This is a genomic window from Amycolatopsis sp. NPDC028719 (assembly GCF_055565395.1).
The window spans coordinates 114,920-135,064 of record NZ_JBVHUL010000011.1; the positions used below are offsets into that span (position 1 = coordinate 114,920).

The window sequence follows — 20,145 nt, forward strand, 5'->3', positions numbered from 1 at the left end:
CCCACGGCCGGTTCGGCGTCTACTGGTCTATCGCCGTCATCCGGCGAAGGAGCACCTCTTCAAGGAGGCACGGTGGAGTTCCTGCGGCCCACGACGCTCGCCGAGGCCCTGGCCGTCAAGGCCGAGCGGCCCGGCGCCGTGCCGCTCGCCGGCGGCACCGACGTCATGGTCGAGCTGAACTTCGACCACCGGCGTCCCGAGGCCCTGCTGGACCTGACCCGGGTCCCCGAGCTGGCGGAGTGGTCCACTGTGGACGACTCGGGCGGAACGGTCCGGCTCGGCGCCGGCGTCCCGTACTCCCGCGTCATCGCCGAGCTGGGCGAATCCATTCCGGCGCTGGCCATGGCCTCGCGCACGGTCGGGTCGCCGCAGATCCGCAACCGCGGCACGGTCGGCGGCAACCTCGGCGCCGCGTCGCCCGCCGGGGACACCCATCCGGTGCTGCTGGCCCTGGACGCGCGGATCGAAGCGGCCTCCGTCCGGGGGACCCGCCTCCTCCGCGCGGAGGAGTTCTACGTCGGTGTGAAACGCCACGCCCTCGAGCCGGACGAGCTGATCACCGCCGTCCACCTGCCCGCGCACGCCGGCCCGCAGCAGTTCGCCAAGGTCGGGACGCGCAACGCCATGGTCATCGCGGTCTGCTCCTTCGCGCTGTCCCTGCGTCCAGGCCGGGTCGGCGCCGCCATCGGGTCCGCCGCGCCGACCCCGCGCCGGGCCCGGGCGGCCGAGGAGTTCCTGGCCGCCGAGCTGCCGTGGACGTCGGCCGAAGCGCTGCCGGACTCCCTGAAGCGCCGCTTCGGCGACTTGGTGGCCGAAGCGTCGTCGCCGATCGACGACGTCCGGGGCAGCGCCGCGTATCGGAAGCACGCGCTCGGGGTACTCGCCCGGCGTACGTTGACTTGGGCCTGGGACGACCACCGGACGGGGGAGCGCGCATGCGCTTGAATGTCACGATCAACGGCGAGCAACGGCAGGCGGACGACGTCTGGGAAGGCGAAAGCCTGCTCTACGTGCTGCGCGAGCGGCTCGGCCTGCCGGGTTCGAAGAACGCCTGTGAGCAGGGCGAATGCGGCTCCTGCACGGTCTACCTCGACGATCTCCCGGTGTGCGCGTGCCTGGTCGCGGCCGGGCAGGCCGAGGGCCGCGTGGTGCGCACGGTCGAGGGGCTGGCCGACGGCGCCACGCTCGACCCCGTCCAGCAGTCCTTTGTGGACGCCGGTGCGGTGCAGTGCGGGTTCTGCACGCCGGGCCTGGTCGTCGCCGCGCACGACCTGCTGAACCGCGTTCCCGACCCGAGTGACGAGGAGATCCGCGAAGCCCTGGCCGGCAACCTGTGCCGCTGCACCGGCTACGAGAAGATCCTCGACGCGGTGCGCGTGGCGGCGAAGGGTGGTGTCGCGTGAGGACGCTCATCTCCGGCGCCGCGATCGCCACGGTCAGCGGCGAGGAATACGCGAACGGGCACGTCGTCGTCGAGAACGACAGGATCGCCGAGGTCGGCGAAGGCATCTACACGGGCGAGTTCGACGAGCGCGTCGACGCGTCGGGCTGCCTGGTCACCCCCGGCCTGATCAACACCCACCACCACCTCTACCAGTGGGCCACCCGCGGCATGGCCGCCGACCACACGCTCTTCGAGTGGCTGGTCGCGCTCTACCCGGTCTGGGGCCGGCTCGACGCGGAGATCACGCACGCCGCGGGCACGGCCGGGATGGCGCGGCTCGCCCTGACCGGCTGCACGACCGTCGCCGACCACCACTACGTCTTCCCGCGCGACGGCGGCGACCAGGTCGCGGCGCTGGCCGCGGCCCGCCAGCGGATCGGCGTCCGGCTGCACGTCGTGCGCGGGTCGATGGACCGCGGCGAGTCCGACGGCGGCCTCCCGCCGGACAACCTCGTCGAATCGACCGAAGAGGCGCTGACCGGCACGGAAGCGGCGATCGGCCGTTTCCACGACGCCGCACCGGAAGCGCACCTGCAGATCGCTGTGGGACCGTGTTCGCCGTTTACGGTCACCGAGCGGCTGATGTCCGGCGCGGCCGAGCTGGCCCGCCGCAAGAGCGTCCGGCTCCACACCCACCTGGCCGAAACGCTGGACGAGGAGAAGCAGTGCCTCGCCGAGGTCGGCTGCACGCCCGCGGAGTACGCCGACAAGCTCGGCTGGCTCGCCGAAGACGTCTGGCTCGCGCACACCGTCCACCTCGCGCCCGAGGCGATCCGGCGGTTCGGCGCGACCGGCACCGGGTCGGCGCACTGCCCGACGTCCAACGGCCGCCTCGGCTCCGGCATCGCCCCGGTCCGCGACCTGCTCGACGCGGGCGTGGCGGTCGGCCTCGGCGTCGACGGGGCCGCGTCCAGCGAATCCGGCGGCCTCGGCGAAGAGCTGCATCAGGCGCTGCTGCAGGCCCGCCAGCGCGGCGGACCGCGCGGGCTGACCACGCGCGAGGCGCTGTGGATGGGCACCATGGGCGGCGCCCGCTGCCTGGGCCGCGCGGACGACCTGGGGTCGATCGAACCCGGGAAGCTCGCCGACCTCGCCGTCTGGGACCTGACCGGCCTGAACCACGCCGGGATCGCCGACCCGGTCGCGGCGCTGGTGCTGGGCGCCACGCCGCCGGTGCGCCGGCTGTTCGTCGGCGGGAAGGCCGTCGTCGAGGACGGCACGCTGCGCGAGGCGGACGAGTCGGAGATCGCGTCCGAGCTGGCGGCCGCGAGCGCCCGGTTGCGGGAGGGCCGATGACCACCACCGTCAGCGCGCCGACGGTCGACGGCGTCGGTACCTCGCCGCAGCGCCCCGACGGCATCGTGAAGGTCCGCGGCGAGTTCGCGTACTCCTCGGACCTGTGGCACGAGGACATGGTGTGGGGCGTGACCCTGCGCAGCCCGCACCCGTACGCGCGGATCACGGCGATCGACATCACCGACGCCCTGACCGTGCCCGGCGTCTACGCGGTGCTCACCCACGAGGACGTCCCCGGCGTCAACCGCTACGGCCTGGAGCACTCCGACCAGCCGGTGCTCGCCTCCGACGTCGTGCGCTACCAGGGCGAACCGGTCGCGTTGGTCGCCGCCGACCACCCGGAGACCGCGCGTCGCGCGATGAAGCGGATCGCCGTCACCTACGAAGAGCTTTCCCCGGTGACGGACTCCGAAGCGGCTGTCGCGGGCGAAGGTCCGTCGCTGCACTCCGGTGGGAACGTCGTGCGGCACGTGAAGATCCGCCGTGGGCCGCAGGACCCGGCCGCCGACGTCGTCGTCTCGGGCGTCTACGAGGTCGGCATGCAGGACCAGGCGTTCCTCGGGCCGGAGTCCGGCCTCGCCGTGCCGGACACCGAAGGCGGCGTCGACCTGTACGTCGCGACGCAGTGGCTGCACGTCGACCAGCAGCAGATCGTGGCCGCACTGGGCCTGCCGACCGAGAAGGTGCGGCTGACCCTCGGCGGCGTCGGCGGGGCGTTCGGCGGCCGTGAGGACCTGTCGATGCAGGTCCACGCGTGCCTGCTGGCGCTGCACACCGGCAAGCCGGTGAAGATGGTCTACAACCGTGAAGAGTCCTTCTACGGCCACGTCCACCGCCACCCGGCGAAGATGTACTACGAGCACGGCGCCACTCGCGACGGCCGTCTCGTCTACGTGCGTACGCGCCTGTACCTCGACGGCGGCGCGTACGCGTCCTCGACGGGCGCGGTGGTCGCGAACGCCGCCACGCTCGGCGTCGGACCGTACACAGTGGACAGCGTGTCGGTCGACTGCTGGGGCACCTACACGAACAACCCGCCGTGCGGCGCGATGCGCGGGTTCGGTGCGGTACAGGCGGCCTTCGGCTACGAGTCGCAGATGGACAAGCTCGCGGCCGCCTGCGGCCTGGACCCGGTCGAGATCCGCGTCCGCAACGCGATGAGCGAGGGCGACCTGATGCCGACCGGCCAGGTCGTCGACTCCGCCGCGCCCGTCGCGGAGCTGCTGGGACTGGTCCGGGACAAGCCGATGCCCCCGGAACGGCCGTTCGACCTGCGGCACATGCCGGGCGGGGTCTCGAACACGACCCACGGCGAAGGCGTCGTCCGCGGGGTCGGGTACGCCGTCGGGATCAAGAACGTCTGCTTCTCCGAGGGCTTCGACGACTACTCGACGGCCCGCGTGCGCCTGCAGCTCGTCGGCGGCGAGCCGGCGGCGACGGTGCACACCGCGGCCTGCGAGGTCGGCCAAGGCTTGGTGACGATCATGCAGCAGATCGTCCGGACCGAGCTGGGCGTCGAGCAGGTGACGGTCCTGCCGATGGACACCTCGATCGGCAACGGCGGCTCGACGTCGGCGTCGCGCCAGACCTACGTCACCGGCGGCGCCGTCCAAGCCGCCTGCGTGGCGGTGCGGTCGCGGCTGCTTTCGCGGTTCGGCGCGAAGGTGCGCGTGGTCGGCGGCAAGCTCGTCGCGGCCGACGGCCAGGTGCTCGCCGACCTGGTGGACGTCCTCGGCGACGACGTCTACGACGAGACGGTGGAATGGCGGCACCGGCCGACGTCCGCGCTGGATCCCGAGACCGGGCAGGGGAGCGCGCACGTGCAGTACGCGTTCGCCGCGCACCGGGCGGTCGTCGACGTCGACACGGAGCTGGGCCTGGTCAAGGTGGTCGCGCTGGACTGCGCCCAGGACGTCGGCAAGGCGCTGAACCCGCAAGCCGTGCTGGGCCAGATCCAGGGCGGTTCGGCGCAGGGGCTCGGGCTCGCGGTGATGGAGGAGATCCAGACTTCCGGGGGGAAGATCCGGAACCCCTCCTTCACCGACTACCTGATCCCGACGGTCCTGGACATGCCGCCGATGAGCATCGACGTCCTGGAGCGCCCGGACCCGCACGCGCCGTACGGCCTGCGCGGGGTGGGGGAGCCGCCGACGATCTCGTCGACCCCGGCGATCGTGGCGGCGATCCGCGCCGCGACCGGGCTCGCGCTCACGCGCGTCCCGGTGCGGCCGGAGCACCTCACGGGTACTTGAGCTACTTGAGCTGCCAGTTCTGGTTGGCGTCGTCGTTGCAGCCCCAGAGCTCGAGCTGGACGCCGTTGACGTTGCCGGCGGGCTTGTCGCCGCCGGTGACGTCGACGCACAGGCCCGACTGCGTGCCGGTGATCGAGCCGTCGGGGTTCAGCTTGAACTTCTGGTTCGCGCCGCCGTGGCAGGTCCAGGCGATGAGCTTGGTCCCGGCCGCGGTGCCGCCGTCGTCGGCGTCGAGGCAGAGGCCGCCGGCCTTGAGCTCACCGGCGCCGGTGAACGTCCAGGACTGGTTCGGCCCGCCGTCGCAGTCCCAGATGTCGACCTTGGTGCTGGGCGTGGTGACGTTGCCGTTGATGTCGATGCAGCGTGCCGACGACGCGCTCTGCAGCGGGTGGGCGGTGTCGATGCTGCTGCCGCTCGCGTTGGCCTTCACGCGGTAGACGACCGTGCTGTGCGACGGGACGTTCGCGCTGATCGTGCCGGTGCTCGTGGACAGCTCCTTCGACCACAGGTTGGTCAGCCGGTAGTTCGCCGCGGCGGGCAGCCCGGCCGCGGCGGCCGTCGTGGAGACGGTTTTCGTGGTGCTGTTCTCGTTGAACAGCACGACGGCGACGTCCCCGCCCTGGAGCGGCTTCGCCAGGACGTCCAGGCCGTTCCCGGTCGCTATGCGCGTGGCCTGCTTGCCGAGCGGGTCCTGGTCGATGGCGATGACGTCGGCGTTGAGGTAGGTCGAGAAGGTGGCGATGCTGGCGGAGCGGAGGTCGGCGCCGGCGATCAGGGGCGCGGCCATGGCGGCCCAGAGCGTGAAGTGGGCGCGGTCCTCCTGGAAGTCCATGCCGTCGCCGACCTCGAGCATGTCGGGGTCGTTCCAGGCGCCGGGTTTCGCGGCGGACGCGAGGCCGACGTTCTGGCGGTAGATCGAGTCGATGCTGCCCCAGTTGTTGGTGATGTCTCCGGTGGTGCGCCACAGGTTGCCGACGTCCGGCGCCCAGGTGGACGGCGAAAAGTTGCCCCATTCGCAGATGCTGTAGGCGATCGGGCGGCCGGTGGCCTTCAGCGCGTCACGCATGGCGGAGTAGCGGCGCACGTAGTCCTGCTGGGTTTCGCCGCCGGGGCTGCCGCAGTTGTCGTACTTGAGGTAGTCGACGCCCCAGCTCGCGAAGCTGTTCGCGTCGGTCTGCTCGTGGCCGAGGCTGCCGGGGTAGTGCTGGCAGGTTTCGCTGCCGGCACTCTCGTAGATCCCGAACTTCATCCCGCGCGCGTGGATGTAGTCACCGAGGGCCTTGAGGCCGCTGGGGAACTTCGCGGGGTCGGCGACGAGGTGGCCGCCGGCGTCGCGGGTGCGCGTCATCCAGCAGTCGTCGAGGTTGACGTAGGTGTAGCCGCGGTCGCGCATCCCGGAGCTGACCATGAGGTCGGTGGTCTGCTTGACCAGCGTCTCGTTGATGTCGCACTCGAAGGTGTTCCACGTGTTCCAGCCCATCGGCGGGGTTCTCGCGAGCCCGTTCTCCAGGGCGTCGGCAGAAGGGCTGAGGAGGGCGGCAGCGGCTACGGCGGTGGCGAGGACGGCGAGGACTCGGCGCATGGCGGCTCCAACCGAACGACGATGTTGAGGCAGGAGGACTAGACCACTTTTCGATCAGCACTGGGTAGTTTCGATGTCCGATACTGCGTGGTCAAGCGCCATGTTGAGTATTCTTGTTGGATTCCCGACTAAAGTTGCGTCGTTTCTTGAAGCAGTCGCCGGGCGACGTCGACGGTCGCGGCACCCGCGACGGCCATGGCCTCGGTGTCCCGCAGCGCGCGGCAGAGGACGAAGGCGCCTTCGAGGTTGTTGACGGCGGTGATGGTCAAGGTCCGCGCGGCTTCGGTGCTGATGCCGAACTGGGCGAACCTTTCGGTACCGGCGTCGATCCAGGCGGTGAAGACCTCGGCGGTGGCCTGCCGCAGCGGCTCATTGGTGGCGGCGACCTCCAGGGCAACGGTGGCGATCGGGCAGCCTTCGACGTAGTCGGTGGCTTCGAGCGTCGCGATCCCGGCGGCGAAGAAGGCCTCGACCCCACTGACGAGATCGGGCGCGGGCGCGATGAAGAGGTCGAAGAGCTGGATGTAGGCGAGCCCGGAGGTCCGGATGACCTCCTGGCCGAGCTGCTCCTTGCCCCCGGGGAAGAAGTGGTAGAGCGACCCGAAGGGAGCGTTCGCCTCGGCGACGATCTGTTTCAGCCCGGTACCGCTGTAGCCGTTGCGCCGAAACAGTTCCGCGCCGGCGGCCATGATGCGTTCCTTGGTCCCTGCCACGGTCCCGAGGATACGCGCTTGCTAGAGCGTTCTACCGAGTCCGGCTTGTCCACACCCCCACGGTGATGTGGACAAGCCGACGTCGACGACGGCTTTTCGCGGGTTTCGTCGGCCACCCCCGATACACTGGATGCGGGGCCGGACCCCCGGAGAGGGCGGGGGCTGCGCGGGGGTCGCTCTCAGTGGATGTCCCAGGCCGGGCCCGGGTCCTCGGCGTCGTCGCGCAGGATCGTGCCCTCGATCAGCCCGTACGGGCGGTCCGCCGCGTAGAACACCTCGTTGTCGTTCTTCAGCCCGAACGGGCTCAGGTCCACCAGGAAGTGGTGCTTGTTCGGCAGGGACAGCCGCACCTCGGCCACCTCCGGCCGCGCCTCCAGCACCGCCGAACCCATCGCGTACAGCGTCTGCTGCAGCGAAAGGCTGTGCTTCGTCGCGAACGTCTCGAGCATCAGCCGCCGGATCTCGCGGTGGCTCCCGGCCCAGTCGATGCCCTCGCCCTGGTATCGCCACTTCGCCGTGACAGCCGTCGCCAGGATCCGGTCGTCGGTCTCGGCGAGAGTCGTGTACTGGTCGCGCGGGAAACCGTGGAACTCCGACCCCGTCGACTTCAGCAGGGTCAGGCCGTCGATGCCGGACACGACCCACGCGCGGCCGTCCCGGATCGTCACGGCCGTGGTGCGGCGCTCGTCGCCGGAGCGGCTGAACGCGTGGTCGTGCGGCTCGCCGCCGACGGCGATCCGTTCCCAGCCGTGCTCGTCGACCTTGATCCGCGCGCCGGTGATGTTCCCCTGCGTGCCGGTGAAGTGCCGCGCCAAGCGCAGGGCGAAGTCCTCGATCTCGCCGACCGGCGCCTCCTTCGCGAAGGCGTACACGGTGTTCTTCTGCGTGTCGGTCGCAAGCACGCCCGCGTTGTCGCCGGTGAGGTGCGTCGCGGCGAGCTCGCCGCGCAGCGACGTCGACACGGTGAGGTCCTTCAGGTGGTGCACGGGGCCGTCGCGGCGCACCGTCACCAGGCGGACCTCCGCCTTGCCGTACTGGTTGGGGCCCAGGGTGATGGCCACGGTTCAGCTCCCTCGATAGGTCGAATAGGCGAACGGGCTGAGCAGGAGCGGCACGTGGTGGTGCGCGGTGCCGTCGGCGATCCGGAAGGTGAGCGCCACCTCCGGGAAGAAGGCGTCCGGACCCAGGTAGGCGCCGGTGTCGAAGACCAGGCGGTAGGCGCCGGGGTCCAGGGTTTCGGGGCCGAGGTCACGGATCCGGCCGTCGTCGTCGGTGCGCCCGTCGGCGATCGGCTTCCCCTCGGCGGTCTCGAACCGGACGGCGATCCCCTTCGCCGGGCGCCCGGTCGCCGTGTCGAGGACGTGGGTGGTCACGAGGCTCACGCGGTCACCGCTTTCGCGAGTCGGAGTTCGGCGATCTTCAGCAGTTCCCGGCCGGCGACGGCCAGTTCGGTCGCGGGGTCGTTGTCCAGCCTTTCCCGCAGTGTCTTCAGCAGTTCTTCGCCACTGCGCCCGCTGGCGCAAACCAGGTACACGTGCCCGAACTTGGCTTCGTACTCGGCATTCGCGGCGGCGAACGCACCGGCGTTGTCCACACCGGACTGTTCGTTCCGCGACCAGTCGCCCTCGGTACCTCGCTGTTTCGGCTTTTCCCCGATCCGGGGGTGGGCGGCCATGGCCTGCCGGATCTCGTCGCTGCTCAACGGCAGCTTGGTGGCGGCGATCAGCGCGTCCCGGCTTGCGTAGGGCCGGTGTTCGAGAATCGCGTCCACCCAGCGGGGGACGGCGAGACAGGCGGTCAGCGCCGGACGGACGTCATCGGCGTCGGCGGCGTTGAAGGTGGTGAGGGTGAGCGGCACGGGGAACTCCTCGTGAGTGGCGTCCCGCTGACCGTACGTCGGCGCCGGAGTCCCGTCAACATTTTGTTGAAAGGCCTGGTCAGTCGGCTTCCCGATTGAGGTAGTTGTAGACGGTGAACCGCGTGACTCCCAGCGCGTCGGCCACCGACGAGACGGATTTCCGCAGGCCGAAGGCCCCGCGTTCGCGCAGCAGCCGGACGGCGCGCTGCTTGCCGGGCCGGTCGAGTTCGCCCAGCTTGGCGCCGAGTTCCCGCTCGACATCGGCGATCAGCCGGGCCAGCGCGTCGTTCAGTCCTACGGCCGGGCCGGCCGCGGGCTTTTCGCCCGCTTCGGCGCCTCCCGGCTCGACCCGGCGCACTTGCAGCGTCACCTGGGTCGCACCCGCGTCGAGTGCTGCCTGCGCGATCACCGGAAGCGCGTCGAACAGCTCCTTCGCCTCGCCCCGGGCGAGGGTGCCGAACGGCCCGAAGTCGGTGTCCAGCCCGGCTTCCGCGGCGGCGTCGCGCGCGGCGACGGCGTGCTCGGGCGGCGAACCCTCGCCGTGGAACGGTTCGCTCGTGAACTCCGCTTCAAGCCGCACAGGATGACCGTAACGTGCCACGTCCGTCGTTGACGAGCGGCGCGAGCCGTGGTTACTGTCGTTGTGCGAAACCGCCTTTCCGTACTGTGAAATCGGCGGTGGTTCAATCCTCCCGGAGAAGGGTTTTCGGATGGATCTTGTGGTGCGCGCGGCCCGAGCCGTCACGGCCGAGGGCGAAGTTCCGGCGACCGTCGGTGTCGACGGCGGCCGGATCGTCGCGGTCGAACCCGGCGGGGCTTCCCTGTCCGGCGACCGCGTGCTCGACCTCGGCGACGACGTCGTGCTGCTGCCGGGACTCGTCGACACGCACGTCCACGTCAACGATCCCGGCCGCGCGGAGTGGGAGGGCTTCGAGACGGCGACCCGGGCGGCCGCCGCGGGCGGCGTGACCACGATCGTGGACATGCCGCTCAACAGCCTGCCCCCGACGGTCGACGTCGCGGCCCTGGAGGTCAAGCGCAAGGCGGCGACCGGCCGGGTGCACGTCGACGTCGGCTTCTGGGGCGGCGCGATCCCCGGCAACGTCGGCGACCTGCGCGCTCTGCACGATGCCGGGGTGTTCGGTTTCAAGTGTTTCCTGCTGCACTCGGGCGTCGACGAGTTCCCCCCGCTGGATTCGGCGGGACTCGACGAAGCGTTGCGGGAGCTGAGTTCCTTCGACGCGCTGATGATCGTCCACGCCGAGGACGCGCACGAGATCGACGAAGCCCCCGAGCCGCACGGTGGTCGCTATGTCGACTTCCTGCGGTCCCGGCCGCGCGCGGCGGAGAACCTCGCGATCACGCACGTCATCGAGGCGGCCCGCCGCAACGACGCCCGCGCGCACATCCTCCACCTGTCTTCGGCGGAGGCCCTGCCACTGGTCGCCGCGGCGCGTCGCGACGGCGTGGCGCTGACGGCGGAGACCTGCCCGCACTACCTCAGCTTCATCGCCGAAGAAATCCGCGACGGCGCGACGCAGTTCAAGTGCTGCCCGCCGATCCGGGAGGCGGCCAACCGCGAGCTGCTCTGGCAGGGGCTCGCCGATGGCGTGATCGACACCGTCGTCAGCGACCATTCGCCGTGCACGCCGGAGCTGAAACGCTTCGACAGCGGCGATTTCGGACTTGCCTGGGGCGGGATCTCCAGCTTGCAGCTGGGCTTGCCGGCGATCTGGACGCAGGCGCGGCAACGCGGGTTCGCGCTCACCGACGTCGTCCGCTGGATGGCCGAACGTCCGGCCGCGCAGGCCGGGATGCGCCGCAAGGGGCACCTCGCGGTGGGCTACGACGCCGACTTCTGCGTGTTCGCGCCGGAAGAGGCGTTCGTGGTCGACGTCGCGAAGCTGAAGCACCGCAACCCCGTCAGCGCCTACGACCGGCGGCCGCTCGCCGGGGTCGTGCGCTCGACCTGGTTGCGGGGCACCGAAATCACCGGCGACGAGCCCCGCGGCGCGTTGCTGACCCGGGGGAACTGCTGAAATGGAGGCCGCCTTGTCCGACGACCCTGTCCGTCCTGAGTGGACGGAACTGCCCGACCTCGCGTCACGCCGCTTCGGCGGGACGGTGATGTGGGCGACCGACGAGCTGTTCGCCGAGAAGGAGAACCTGGTCAACCCGTGGACGCCGGCGCACCGCGCCGAGACGTTCGGCCCGAAGGGTCAGGTGTACGACGGCTGGGAGACCCGCCGCCACCGCGAACCGGGCGACGACCAGGCCGTGGTCAGGCTCGGCCTGGCCGGCACGGTCACGGGCGTCATCGTCGACACGGCGTTCTTCAAGGGCAACTACCCGCCGTTCGTCTCGGTCGAGGCGGCGTCGGTCCCGGGTTACCCCTCGGCGGCGGAGCTGGCGTCGGCGGACTGGGACACCCTGGTCGACCACGCCCCGGCGGCCGGCCACACGGAGAACTTCTACGCGATCAACGGTTCGCGCCGGTACACGCACGTGCGCCTGACACAGCACCCGGACGGCGGGGTGGCGCGCCTGCGTGTGCACGGCGCCCCGATCCCGGACCCGGAGCTGCTGGACCTGGACGCGCTCGACCTGGCGGCCCTGGAGAACGGCGCCCTGGTCATCGGCTGCAGCAACAAGTTCTATTCGTCGCCGAACAACGTGCTCTCACCCGGTCTGGCGGCGCACCAGGCCGAGGGCTGGGAGACGGCCCGCCGTCGCGACGACGGCAACGACTGGCTGACGCTGCGCCTGGCGGGCGCGGGCATCGTCCGGTTCGCCGAGCTGGATACGAGCAACCTCAAGGGCAACGCCCCGGGCTGGGCGTCGGTCAGCGGCCGCGACACGTACGGCGAGTGGGTCCCGCTGTTGCCGAAGACCCGACTGCAGCCGGACACCCGCCATCGGTTCGCGCTGAAGGACGGCCCGGAGGTGACGGAGGCCCGCCTGGACATCTACCCGGACGGCGGACTGGCCAGGCTGCGCCTCTACGGCCGGCTCACCGAAGCGGGCCGGACCAACGTGAAGGCGCGCTTCGCCAAGACGCGGTGAGGTTCGTTTCGCGAGTCGCCGGCTGCCCTCGCCGGCGGCTCGCGGTCAGCCCGCGTTCGGCCGGTTGAGGTAGGCGGAGGCCAGCGACAGGACGCAGGCGCAGCCGATGATCGCGCTGACCCACCACTCGAGCCCGGCCACGACGCTCCAGACGAAGGCCGCCGCCGCCAGCACGGCGACGAGGATGTTCCGGAACTGCAGCGGGGTCGGCTTGGCCATGCCACCAGCCTCTCACGGGCGCGAGTCAGCCGACTGCGCACCCAGGGACGACGCATCGGCGAACGGCGGCGCGACCGAGCGAGACGTCGCCGGACTACGACCTCCGTGCCCGTGCCCGTGCCCGTGCCCGTGCCCGTGCCCGTGCCCGTGCCCGTGCCCGTGCCCGTGCCCGTGCCCGTGCCGTGCCGTGCCCGTGGTCCGGCCGGCGTCAACCCACGCCCGGAGGAAAGCCGCGCTTTCTGCGGCCGGCCGCCGGCACCGGCGGCCCTTCCAGCAGTCCCGGCTCGGGTCCTCTCACGTCTCGACTGCGTTGACTTCCCGCTGATCCAGTTCGCGTCACCTCCTGATGACTCCGTCGGCGTCAGATCTCCGCGCGCTCGCCGGGTTCGAGCAGCACCAGCCGGTCGGTGAGACCGGCTGCCTCGAACTCCTTCCGCAGCGCGTCCGGCCCTTCGCTGAAGTGCTGCCAGCCGCGGAAGTGCAGCGGCACCACCTTCGCCGCGCCGAGCACCTTGGCCGCTTCGGCGGCGTTCGCGCTGGTCAGTGTCAGGGGAGCGCCGTCGAAGAGCGCCGTCCGGGCGGCGCCGGCAAACAGCACCGCGATGTCGACACGGAACCGCGGCGCGACCTCCCGCACCAGTTCGACCGACGCGTTGTCCCCGCTGACGTACACCGTCGGCAGACCGTCGCCGCTCAGCACGAACCCGGTGACCTCGCCGGTCGTCGTCTCGGCGCCCTCCGGCCCGTGCAGCGCCGGGACGGCGGTGACCGTCAGCGGTCCGACCTGCGTCTCCTCCCACGGCTTCAGTCCCCGCGCGGTCCCACCCAGCCGCTCGGCTCCGCTGGGCGTGATCAGCGTCAGCGGCACCGTCCCCAGGTAGGCACGGCCGCGGTCGTCCAGGTTGTCGGGATGCTGGTCGTGGGACAGCAGGACAGCGTCCACCACGCCGACCGCGTCTTCGGTCAGCACGGAGTCCTCGGTCTTGATCAGCACGCGGTTGCCGATCGAGTGATCGCCGGGCGCGTCGAAGGTCGGGTCGGTGAGCAGCCGGACGCCGCCCAGTTCCAGGAGCGCGGTCGGACCACCGGACAAGGTGATCCCCAGGTTCTCGGTCATACCCCGGGCAACAGTGGGAACGCGCGTTCTCTTCCCTAGGGTGCCGACTGCCTCCGGGAGCTGATCACGCCGGTGTTGAACCCGGCCAGGTGGAGCCCGCCGGCGAAGCGCGCGTGTTCGATCTTCACGCACCGGTTCATGACGACGTCCAGTCCGGCCGCTCGCGCCCGGTCGGCCACCGGCTCGTGCCACAGCCCGAGTTGCAGCCACAGCGTCCGCGCGCCGGCGTCGATCACGTCTTCGGCCACCTGAGGCAGATCGTCGTGCTTGCGGAACACGCTGACGAGGTCCGGTTCACCCGGTACGTCCTTGAGCGAGGCGTACACCGGTTTCCCGAACAGCGTGTCCAGCCGCGGGTTGACGAAGTTGACCTCGTAGCGCGTCGACGAGAGCAGGTACGTCGCGACGAAGTAGCTGGGCCGCGCCGGGTTGGCGGACGCGCCCACCAGCGTCACCGACTTCGTCCGGTTGAGGATCGCCCGCCGCTCGACGGCTCCCACCGCGTACGTCATCCGGCCACCGCCTTGCCCAAAGCCTGGTCGAGATCCCAGAGGATGTCGTCGACGTCTTCCAGGCCGACCGACAGCCGGATCAGGTCGGGACCGACGCCCGCCGCCGCGAGCTGATCCTCCGACAGCTGGGCGTGCGTGGTCGACGCCGGGTGGATCACGAGCGTCCGCGCGTCCCCGACGTTCGCCAGGTGGGACAGCAGCTCCACCGATTCGACGAACTTCTCGCCCGCCGCCCGGCCGCCGTCGATGCCGAACGAGAACACCGCGCCCGGCCCGGCGGGCAGGTACTTCTTCGCCAGGTCGTGGTGCTGGTGTGAGGGCAGCCCGGCGTACGAAACCCAGGCCACCCGTGGGTCCGCTTCGAGGTACTCGGCGACCGCCCGGGCGTTGGCCACGTGCGCGTCCATCCGTTGCGGGAGCGTCTCGACCCCTTGCAACAGCAGGAAAGCCGAGTGGGGCGAGAGGACCGCGCCGATGTCCCGCAGCTGCTCGGCTCGCAGGCGCGTGCAGAACGCGTACTCGCCGAAGTTCTCCCAGTACCTCAGGCCGCCGTAGCTCTCGACGGTCTCGGTCATCCGCGGGAACTTCCCGTTGCCCCAGTCGAACTTCCCGGACTCGACGACGACCCCGCCGAGCGTCGTCCCGTGACCGCCGAGGAACTTCGTCGCCGAATGCAGCACGATGTCGGCGCCGTGCTCGATCGGCCGGCACAGGTACGGGGTCGCCAGCGTCGCGTCCACCACCAGCGGGATGTCGTGGGCGTGCGCGAGGTCCGCCAGCGCCGCGAGGTCGGCGATGCCGCCGCCGGGATTGCCGATCACCTCGGTGTAGAGCAGCCGGGTCCGGTCGGTGATCGCGGCCGCGTAGTCGTCGATGCCGCCGCTGACGAACGTCGTCTCCACGCCGAACCGCCGGAGCGTGCCGGTGAGCTGGGTGACCGTGCCGCCGTAGAGGCCGCTCGCCGACACGATGTGGTCGCCCGCCTCGGTGAGTGCGCTGAAGGTCAGGAACTCCGCGGCCTGCCCGCTCGCGGTGGCGACGCCGCCGATGGCGCCTTCGAGGCTCGCGATCCGCTCTTCGAACGCGGCCACGGTCGGATTCCCGATGCGGCTGTAGACGTTGCCGTACTTCTGCAGCGCGAAGAGGTTCGCCGCATCGGCGGCGTCCTCGAAGACGAAGCTCGTGGTCTGGTAGATCGGCACGGCCCGCGCGCCGGTCGCCGGATCGGGGGTTCCACCCGCGTGCAGTGCTCGGGTCCGGAAGCCCCAGGTGCGTTCACTCATCGGTTCTCACCGTAACCGTCCTCCCCTTCGGATGACCACGCCTCTCAGGTGCTGGGCGGGACCATTTCGTGCTGCCGAGCTTAGCACGATTTAGAATTCCGTGCGCTACACTCGAAAGTATGAAATGTGCTGCGTGTGGCAAGCCGTTGCCACCTCGGCGCGGAGCTGGGCGAAACCGCCAGTACTGCGACGCCACTTGTCGGAGTGCTGCCCGTCGACAGCGAGCGCACGTAAAGAATGACTTGACAACCCGGCCACGTCAATCCACTCTTGACGTTGTGCCGGGAGGGCCGTTGGCCGCGGTCGGTGAGGCGTTGCGGAAGGTCCGTGAGGCCGAAGCGGCGCTGCGGGACACCGTGGACGCGGCGAGGGCAGCCGGGCACACGTGGCAGGAGCTCGGCGACCTGCTGGGCACCAGCCGGCAGGCCGCCTTCCAGCGGTTCGGCCGGCCGGTCGACCCGGCGACGGGAACGTCCATGACGGAGCTCAAGCCGCCGGACGCGATCCACCGCGCCGAGGGACTCGTGGCGGAGCTCGTCGGCTGCCAGTGGCACGAGGTACGGCGCGACTTCGACGACCGGATGCAGGCGGCGGTGGGCGAGGACGAGCTGCGGCTCGCCTGGGCCCAGGTGGCCGGAACGGTCGGAAGTTACGAGGGGATGGGGGAACCGTATGCGCGGTCCACGGGCGACTACACGGTCGTCCACATGCCGCTGGCCTTCGAGGCCGGCGAGCGGACGGTGCAGGTGACCTACCGCGAAGACGGCCGAGTGGCCGGGTTGTGGATCCGGCCGCCCGACCAGTAGCCGAGACCAAGGGGGAAACGATGGAAGCACAGGGGGAGAAATGAAGAAAGCGATAGCGGGCGTGCTCGCGGTCCTGGCGCCGCTGGTGGCTCCGGCCGCCCAGGCCGCCGAGATACCCACCGCGACGCACCAGCTCGAGTGGGTGGTCGACGCGACCGCGCGCGTCCCGGTGTCCGACGCCGAGGTGCGTGAGCACGTCGCCCAGGTCCTGCTGACCGCCGTGGGCGGCACGGCGGGCGTCAACGGCGCACTCGCGCAGCTAGGTCCACTCGAGCTGAAACGGATCGTCGCCGAGGCTCCGGACCACGTGGAGGCCGCGGTCCACGGAACCGCCGACGACTACTTGCTCGACCTGCACGTGGACCAGGCCGGCCTGATCGACGGGCTCAGGGCGAGCCCGGACGACCCGGTCCCGGCGTCCTGGCCGGAGGTCGACGCGCAGCTCGCGGCGCTCGGTGCGCGCGTGTCGTTCGGCGCGTCGGAGATCCTTCCGGACGGGCGTTGCCGAAGCGTGCACGGCGTGCACGCCGACGTGCAGCGGCCGCTGGGCTCGGCCTTCAAGCTTTATGTCCTCGGTGCGCTCGGCAAGGCGGTCGCCCAGCACAAAGCGTCCTGGAGCGAGCAGCTGGCGATCCGCGACGACTGGAAGAGCCTGCCGTCGGGGGTGCTGCAGAACGAGCCGGCCGGCACGCGGCTCCCGCTGTCCGAGTACGCCGACAAGATGATCTCGATCAGCGACAACACCGCGACCGACCACCTGATCCACCGGCTCGGCCGGGACGCCGTGCAGCGGCAGGTGGCCGCGTTCGGCAACCAGCGGCCGTCGGCGAACGTCCCGTTCCTGACTACGAAGGCGTTGTTCGAGCTCAAAGCCACGCGGTACCCGGCTCGCGCGGACGCCTACCTGGCGCTGCCGCGCTGGGCGCGTCCCGCGGCGGTCGCCGGGCTGGAACGCCTTCCGCTCACCGGCCTCCAGGGCTGGCAGTCGCCCGAGAAGATCGACGACATCGAGTGGTTCGGTTCACCGGACGACGTCTGCCGCGCGTTCTCCGGGCTGCAGAAGGAGAACCAGCCGGAGATCGGGCACGCGCTGGCGCTGAACGACGGTGGCTTGGGACTCGACCGGACGAAGTTCCCGGAGGTCTGGTTCAAGGGCGGCAGCGAACCGGGCGTGCTGACCTTGAACTACCTGGCGCGCACCGCGGACGGCCGCTCGCTGGTCACCAGCGTCATGGTGTCGGACCCGGCCGCGCCATTGAACGAAAGCCACGTCGCTGGGCGGGGAATCGCCGTCGCGAAGGGTGCGGTGGCCCTTCTCGCGGCTACGCTTCGACCGTGACGGTGCGGTGGAGCCTGACGATGGACTGCGCGGAACCCCGCGCGCTGGCGAGGTTCTGGGCGGTGGCCCTCGGCTACATCGAACGGCCGCCACCCGCCGGGTTCGCCAGCTGGGAAGCGTGGTTCGCCCAGCAAGGCGTGCCCGAGGCGGAGTGGGACGACGGCGCGTACCTGAGCGATCCGGAAGGGATACTGCCGAACCTGAGCTTCCTCAAGGTGCCCGAGGGGAAGGTCGCGAAGAACCGTCTGCACCTGGACATCCAGGCCGGCGGCGGGCGTGAGGTCCCCTGGCACACGCGGTGGGAGCGGGTCGTCGAAGCGGTCGCCCGGCTCACCGCGGCGGGCGCGACGGTGCTGTACGAGGACGAGCTGGACGGCCGCCCTGACCACGTCGTGATGGCGGATCCGGAGGGCAACGAGTTCTGCGTGCTCTGACCTGTCGATCCGGGTGCCCCGAGTTCGTGTAGGAGGTGGATCCGGATCACGAAGGAGCGCTGATGAGCTTCACCGCCGAAGAGATCGACTACCTGCGTTCGCAGCCGCTCGCCCGCGTCGCCACGCTCGGCGCAGGGGAGCAGCCGGACGTCGTCCCGCTGGCGTTCGAGTTCGACGGCGAACACTTCTGGGTCGGCGGCGTCGGCGCGGCGGTGGCGGCGACCCGCAAGTTCCGGAACGTCGCCGCCGGCCGCCGGAAGGTCGCGGTCGTGGTGGACGACCTGGTGTCGCTGCACCCGTTCGTCGCGCGGGCGATCCGGGTGTACGGCGACGCGGACGAGCCCGTGGAACGGACCGGCTTGGTCGGGCCGGGGCTGTACTCCCGGATCACCCCGCGGATTTCGTGGAGCTGGAACATGGCGGGGGAGCCGGTGGGCGAGACGTGGTACGAGCCGAGGAGGGCGGTACACGGGTAGTTGAGCGGGCGCGGCTCCGACGCCGTCCGGAATGCCGGAATGCCGGAATGGCTCAGATCACTCCGTGCGTCCCAGTGTTCTCGTCACATCGGCCGCCGTCGCGGGGTCTACTGCTACGACTGCGGCGCGAAGGAGACGGGCACGGTGGACACGCTGACCGAGCGGTTCGAGCAGGAGCGGCCGCGGCTGCGGGCGGTCGCCTACCGGATGCTCGGTTCGGCGAGCGAGGCCGACGACGCTCTCCAGGAGGCTTGGCTGCGGTTCGACCGCACCGACACGGGTGAGGTCGAGAACGTCGGCGCGTGGCTGACGACCGTCGTCGCGCGGGTGTGCCTGTCCATGCTGCGGACGCGTCGCAACCACCGCGAGGAGCCTCTGGACGGCCGGCCCGAACAGAGCGAGGAGCGGCGGGACCCCGAGCAGGAGGCGGAGCTGGCCGACACTGTCGGGCTGGCGCTGCTGGTGGTGCTCGACGCGCTGGCGCCCGCCGAGCGGGTCGCGTTCGTGCTGCACGACATGTTCGCGGTGCCGTTCGACGAGATCGCGCCGATGATCGGCAAGACTCCGGCGGCGGCCCGGCAGCTCGCGAGCCGGGCCCGGCGGCGGGTCAAGGGCGGTACCGCGGCGGACGCGGGCCTGCCGCGGCGGCGCAAGGTCGTCGAGGCGTTCCTGGCCGCGTCGCGGGGTGGCGACTTCGAAGCGCTGCTCGCGCTCCTCGATCCGGACGTGGTGCTGCACGCGGACCGGTTCGTCGGCCCGAGCCCGGCGCCGGTCGTGCTGCGCGGCGTCGAGAACGTGCGCAAGGGCGCGGTGCTGGCGGCCGAGCGGTCTCGCGCCAGCGAGCTGGCCCTCGTCGACGGCTCGCCGGGGCTGCTGTGGGGGCGCGAGGGGCGGCTGTCGGTCGTCCTGGCGTTCCAGGTGGACGGCGACCGGATCACCGGCATCGAGGTCATCGCCGACCCGGAGCGGCTGCGCGGGCTGGAGCTGGCCGTCCTCGACTGACGTGCTCAGCCCAGGGCGGCGCGAAGCCGCGCCTCGCGCTCGGCGGGCGTCTGGCGCGGGCAACTCACGCACTTCGGGTTGCCGACCTCATAGATCAGGCAGCAGGAGGCACGGCGGACAGCCGGCGTCCGGCCGGGGCGCACGAAACGCGGCTTAGGCAGGTCCAAGCCGATCGCGGCCACGAGCGGTTCGGCCAGGGCCATCGCGCGCTCCGGGTCGGGTGTCCACAGCAGCCGGTTGCCGATCGAGTCCGTGGCGATGGCGCCGAGGGCGCGCGCACGGGCGCCGGTGACGGCGGCGATCGTGGCGATGGCAGCCCCCAGAGCCTCGCCGAACGCGGCACCCAGTTCGGGCAGCCCGCCGGCGAGAGGACGGGTGGAGCGGGCGCCGAGGAACCGTCCGTCGGCGAGGAGGTCGATCTCCATGGCGTCGAGCGACGGGTCGGCCAGCGCCGGCCGCGGAGACCCGCCGGCTGCCGGTCCGCCGGGTGGTACCGGGTGTGCCATCGGGTCGCTCGCCGAGTGCTGCGCATGGTCGGCCGGTACTGGGCTCGCCCCGCCCTCCGTCGCGGCGACCAGGCTCTCCAGAGCCGGGGCCACGAGCACCGAGGACAGGGAGTACCACCAGATCGTGCCGAGCACCTCCGGCCGGGCGCAGCCGTAGAGCTTGGCCGCGCCGCCGATGCGGGCGCGTACCCACTCCGCGTCCGCGAGCAGCGTCGCGGACGCGGTCCAGTCGGGCTTCACGTC

Annotated in this window: 22 protein-coding genes; 11 read left to right on the top strand and 11 right to left on the bottom strand. The window is 71.1% G+C overall.

The window, feature by feature from the left end:
• Positions 1-72: 72 nt before the first annotated feature.
• The 4 genes from ACZ4TR_RS38995 to pucD are packed head-to-tail and all read left to right on the top strand — an operon-like array spanning position 73 to position 4,992.
• Positions 73-945 (top strand): FAD binding domain-containing protein, encoded by an 873-nt coding sequence (locus tag ACZ4TR_RS38995; RefSeq protein ID WP_465293204.1) that lies wholly within the window; start codon positions 73-75, stop codon positions 943-945.
• Entirely contained in the window at positions 936-1,403 is a 468-nt protein-coding gene (locus ACZ4TR_RS39000) for a (2Fe-2S)-binding protein (protein ID WP_364515641.1), read from the top strand. The genes ACZ4TR_RS38995 and ACZ4TR_RS39000 overlap by 10 nt, the downstream gene beginning before the upstream one ends.
• Positions 1,400-2,740: an 8-oxoguanine deaminase gene (locus ACZ4TR_RS39005; RefSeq protein WP_465293205.1), complete on the top strand. Its 1,341-nt coding sequence runs from the start codon at positions 1,400-1,402 to the stop codon at positions 2,738-2,740. The genes ACZ4TR_RS39000 and ACZ4TR_RS39005 overlap by 4 nt, the downstream gene beginning before the upstream one ends.
• Positions 2,737-4,992: a xanthine dehydrogenase subunit D gene (gene pucD, locus ACZ4TR_RS39010; RefSeq protein ID WP_465293206.1), complete on the top strand. Its 2,256-nt coding sequence runs from the start codon at positions 2,737-2,739 to the stop codon at positions 4,990-4,992. Before ACZ4TR_RS39005 ends, pucD begins: the two co-directional genes overlap by 4 nt.
• A gap of 1 nt (position 4,993) precedes the next feature.
• Here the strand turns inward: pucD and ACZ4TR_RS39015 are convergent, their stop codons facing one another.
• The 6 genes from ACZ4TR_RS39015 to ACZ4TR_RS39040 all read right to left on the bottom strand — a co-directional run bounded on the left by ACZ4TR_RS39015 (position 4,994) and on the right by ACZ4TR_RS39040 (position 9,725).
• Positions 4,994-6,574 (bottom strand): glycoside hydrolase family 27 protein, encoded by a 1,581-nt coding sequence (locus ACZ4TR_RS39015; protein WP_465293207.1) that lies wholly within the window; start codon positions 6,572-6,574, stop codon positions 4,994-4,996.
• 128 nt (positions 6,575-6,702) lie between these two features.
• The gene (locus tag ACZ4TR_RS39020) at positions 6,703-7,287 is read right to left on the bottom strand and encodes a TetR/AcrR family transcriptional regulator (protein WP_465293208.1); all 585 of its coding nucleotides are present in this window, start codon (positions 7,285-7,287) and stop codon (positions 6,703-6,705) included.
• A gap of 179 nt (positions 7,288-7,466) precedes the next feature.
• Complete coding sequence (gene pucL, locus ACZ4TR_RS39025; RefSeq protein ID WP_465293209.1) at positions 7,467-8,348, bottom strand: factor-independent urate hydroxylase; 882 nt, start codon at positions 8,346-8,348, stop codon at positions 7,467-7,469.
• A 3-nt stretch (positions 8,349-8,351) separates the two neighbouring features.
• The gene (gene uraH / locus ACZ4TR_RS39030; RefSeq protein WP_364515626.1) at positions 8,352-8,669 is read right to left on the bottom strand and encodes a hydroxyisourate hydrolase; all 318 of its coding nucleotides are present in this window, start codon (positions 8,667-8,669) and stop codon (positions 8,352-8,354) included.
• A complete protein-coding gene (gene uraD / locus ACZ4TR_RS39035) occupies positions 8,666-9,145 on the bottom strand; it encodes a 2-oxo-4-hydroxy-4-carboxy-5-ureidoimidazoline decarboxylase (RefSeq protein WP_465293210.1) in 480 nt (159 codons plus the stop codon). The genes uraH and uraD overlap by 4 nt, the downstream gene beginning before the upstream one ends.
• 79 nt (positions 9,146-9,224) lie before the next feature.
• The gene (locus ACZ4TR_RS39040; RefSeq protein WP_465293211.1) at positions 9,225-9,725 is read right to left on the bottom strand and encodes a helix-turn-helix domain-containing protein; all 501 of its coding nucleotides are present in this window, start codon (positions 9,723-9,725) and stop codon (positions 9,225-9,227) included.
• 130 nt (positions 9,726-9,855) lie between these two features.
• Between ACZ4TR_RS39040 and allB the strand changes: the two genes are divergently transcribed.
• On the top strand, positions 9,856-11,184 hold the full coding sequence (allB, locus tag ACZ4TR_RS39045; RefSeq protein WP_465293212.1) for an allantoinase AllB: 1,329 nt from the start codon (positions 9,856-9,858) through the stop codon (positions 11,182-11,184).
• Position 11,185: 1 nt separating this feature from the next.
• Positions 11,186-12,208, top strand: a complete 1,023-nt coding sequence (gene alc / locus ACZ4TR_RS39050) for an allantoicase (protein WP_465293213.1) — start codon at positions 11,186-11,188, stop codon at positions 12,206-12,208.
• Positions 12,209-12,253: 45 nt separating this feature from the next.
• Here the strand turns inward: alc and ACZ4TR_RS39055 are convergent, their stop codons facing one another.
• From ACZ4TR_RS39055 to ACZ4TR_RS39070, 4 genes are all read right to left on the bottom strand, one after another.
• Positions 12,254-12,427, bottom strand: coding sequence for a hypothetical protein (locus ACZ4TR_RS39055; RefSeq protein WP_196425520.1), 174 nt, complete (start codon positions 12,425-12,427; stop codon positions 12,254-12,256).
• A gap of 361 nt (positions 12,428-12,788) precedes the next feature.
• The gene (locus ACZ4TR_RS39060; RefSeq protein WP_465293214.1) at positions 12,789-13,544 is read right to left on the bottom strand and encodes an MBL fold metallo-hydrolase; all 756 of its coding nucleotides are present in this window, start codon (positions 13,542-13,544) and stop codon (positions 12,789-12,791) included.
• A 35-nt stretch (positions 13,545-13,579) separates the two neighbouring features.
• Complete coding sequence (locus ACZ4TR_RS39065) at positions 13,580-14,056, bottom strand: CoA-binding protein (protein ID WP_465293215.1); 477 nt, start codon at positions 14,054-14,056, stop codon at positions 13,580-13,582.
• On the bottom strand, positions 14,053-15,339 hold the full coding sequence (locus tag ACZ4TR_RS39070) for an O-acetylhomoserine aminocarboxypropyltransferase/cysteine synthase family protein (RefSeq protein ID WP_364515602.1): 1,287 nt from the start codon (positions 15,337-15,339) through the stop codon (positions 14,053-14,055). Before ACZ4TR_RS39070 ends, ACZ4TR_RS39065 begins: the two co-directional genes overlap by 4 nt.
• A 293-nt stretch (positions 15,340-15,632) precedes the next feature.
• Between ACZ4TR_RS39070 and ACZ4TR_RS39075 the strand changes: the two genes are divergently transcribed.
• The 5 genes from ACZ4TR_RS39075 to ACZ4TR_RS39095 all read left to right on the top strand — a co-directional run bounded on the left by ACZ4TR_RS39075 (position 15,633) and on the right by ACZ4TR_RS39095 (position 19,396).
• Positions 15,633-16,145, top strand: a complete 513-nt coding sequence (locus ACZ4TR_RS39075) for a DUF3887 domain-containing protein (protein WP_465293216.1) — start codon at positions 15,633-15,635, stop codon at positions 16,143-16,145.
• A 40-nt stretch (positions 16,146-16,185) separates the two neighbouring features.
• Positions 16,186-17,484, top strand: a complete 1,299-nt coding sequence (locus tag ACZ4TR_RS39080) for a serine hydrolase (RefSeq protein ID WP_465293217.1) — start codon at positions 16,186-16,188, stop codon at positions 17,482-17,484.
• A 20-nt stretch (positions 17,485-17,504) separates the two neighbouring features.
• Positions 17,505-17,918 (top strand): VOC family protein, encoded by a 414-nt coding sequence (locus ACZ4TR_RS39085; RefSeq protein WP_465293400.1) that lies wholly within the window; start codon positions 17,505-17,507, stop codon positions 17,916-17,918.
• A gap of 62 nt (positions 17,919-17,980) precedes the next feature.
• Positions 17,981-18,394, top strand: a complete 414-nt coding sequence (locus ACZ4TR_RS39090; RefSeq protein WP_465293218.1) for a PPOX class F420-dependent oxidoreductase — start codon at positions 17,981-17,983, stop codon at positions 18,392-18,394.
• A 144-nt stretch (positions 18,395-18,538) separates the two neighbouring features.
• Entirely contained in the window at positions 18,539-19,396 is an 858-nt protein-coding gene (locus ACZ4TR_RS39095) for a sigma-70 family RNA polymerase sigma factor (RefSeq protein ID WP_465293219.1), read from the top strand.
• 5 nt (positions 19,397-19,401) lie between these two features.
• On the opposite strand, the gene ACZ4TR_RS39100 is transcribed toward ACZ4TR_RS39095, so the two are convergent.
• A complete protein-coding gene (locus ACZ4TR_RS39100; protein ID WP_465293220.1) occupies positions 19,402-20,142 on the bottom strand; it encodes a (2Fe-2S)-binding protein in 741 nt (246 codons plus the stop codon).
• Positions 20,143-20,145: the final 3 nt, after the last annotated feature.

What these genes read in the sequence shown, in the direction of transcription:
- ACZ4TR_RS39085 (WP_465293400.1), top strand. Translation starts at nt 17,505, where the DNA reads ATGGACTGCGCGGAACCCCGCGCGCTGGCGAGGTTCTGGGCGGTGGCC.
- pucD (WP_465293206.1), top strand. Translation starts at nt 2,737, where the DNA reads ATGACCACCACCGTCAGCGCGCCGACGGTCGACGGCGTCGGTACCTCG.
- ACZ4TR_RS39070 (WP_364515602.1), bottom strand. Translation starts at nt 15,339, where the DNA reads ATGAGTGAACGCACCTGGGGCTTCCGGACCCGAGCACTGCACGCGGGT.
- ACZ4TR_RS39060 (WP_465293214.1), bottom strand. Translation starts at nt 13,544, where the DNA reads ATGACCGAGAACCTGGGGATCACCTTGTCCGGTGGTCCGACCGCGCTC.
- ACZ4TR_RS39055 (WP_196425520.1), bottom strand. Translation starts at nt 12,427, where the DNA reads ATGGCCAAGCCGACCCCGCTGCAGTTCCGGAACATCCTCGTCGCCGTG.
- ACZ4TR_RS39090 (WP_465293218.1), top strand. Translation starts at nt 17,981, where the DNA reads ATGAGCTTCACCGCCGAAGAGATCGACTACCTGCGTTCGCAGCCGCTC.
- ACZ4TR_RS39015 (WP_465293207.1), bottom strand. Translation starts at nt 6,574, where the DNA reads ATGCGCCGAGTCCTCGCCGTCCTCGCCACCGCCGTAGCCGCTGCCGCC.
- ACZ4TR_RS39080 (WP_465293217.1), top strand. Translation starts at nt 16,186, where the DNA reads ATGAAGAAAGCGATAGCGGGCGTGCTCGCGGTCCTGGCGCCGCTGGTG.
- ACZ4TR_RS39065 (WP_465293215.1), bottom strand. Translation starts at nt 14,056, where the DNA reads ATGACGTACGCGGTGGGAGCCGTCGAGCGGCGGGCGATCCTCAACCGG.
- alc (WP_465293213.1), top strand. Translation starts at nt 11,186, where the DNA reads ATGGAGGCCGCCTTGTCCGACGACCCTGTCCGTCCTGAGTGGACGGAA.
- ACZ4TR_RS39000 (WP_364515641.1), top strand. Translation starts at nt 936, where the DNA reads ATGCGCTTGAATGTCACGATCAACGGCGAGCAACGGCAGGCGGACGAC.
- allB (WP_465293212.1), top strand. Translation starts at nt 9,856, where the DNA reads ATGGATCTTGTGGTGCGCGCGGCCCGAGCCGTCACGGCCGAGGGCGAA.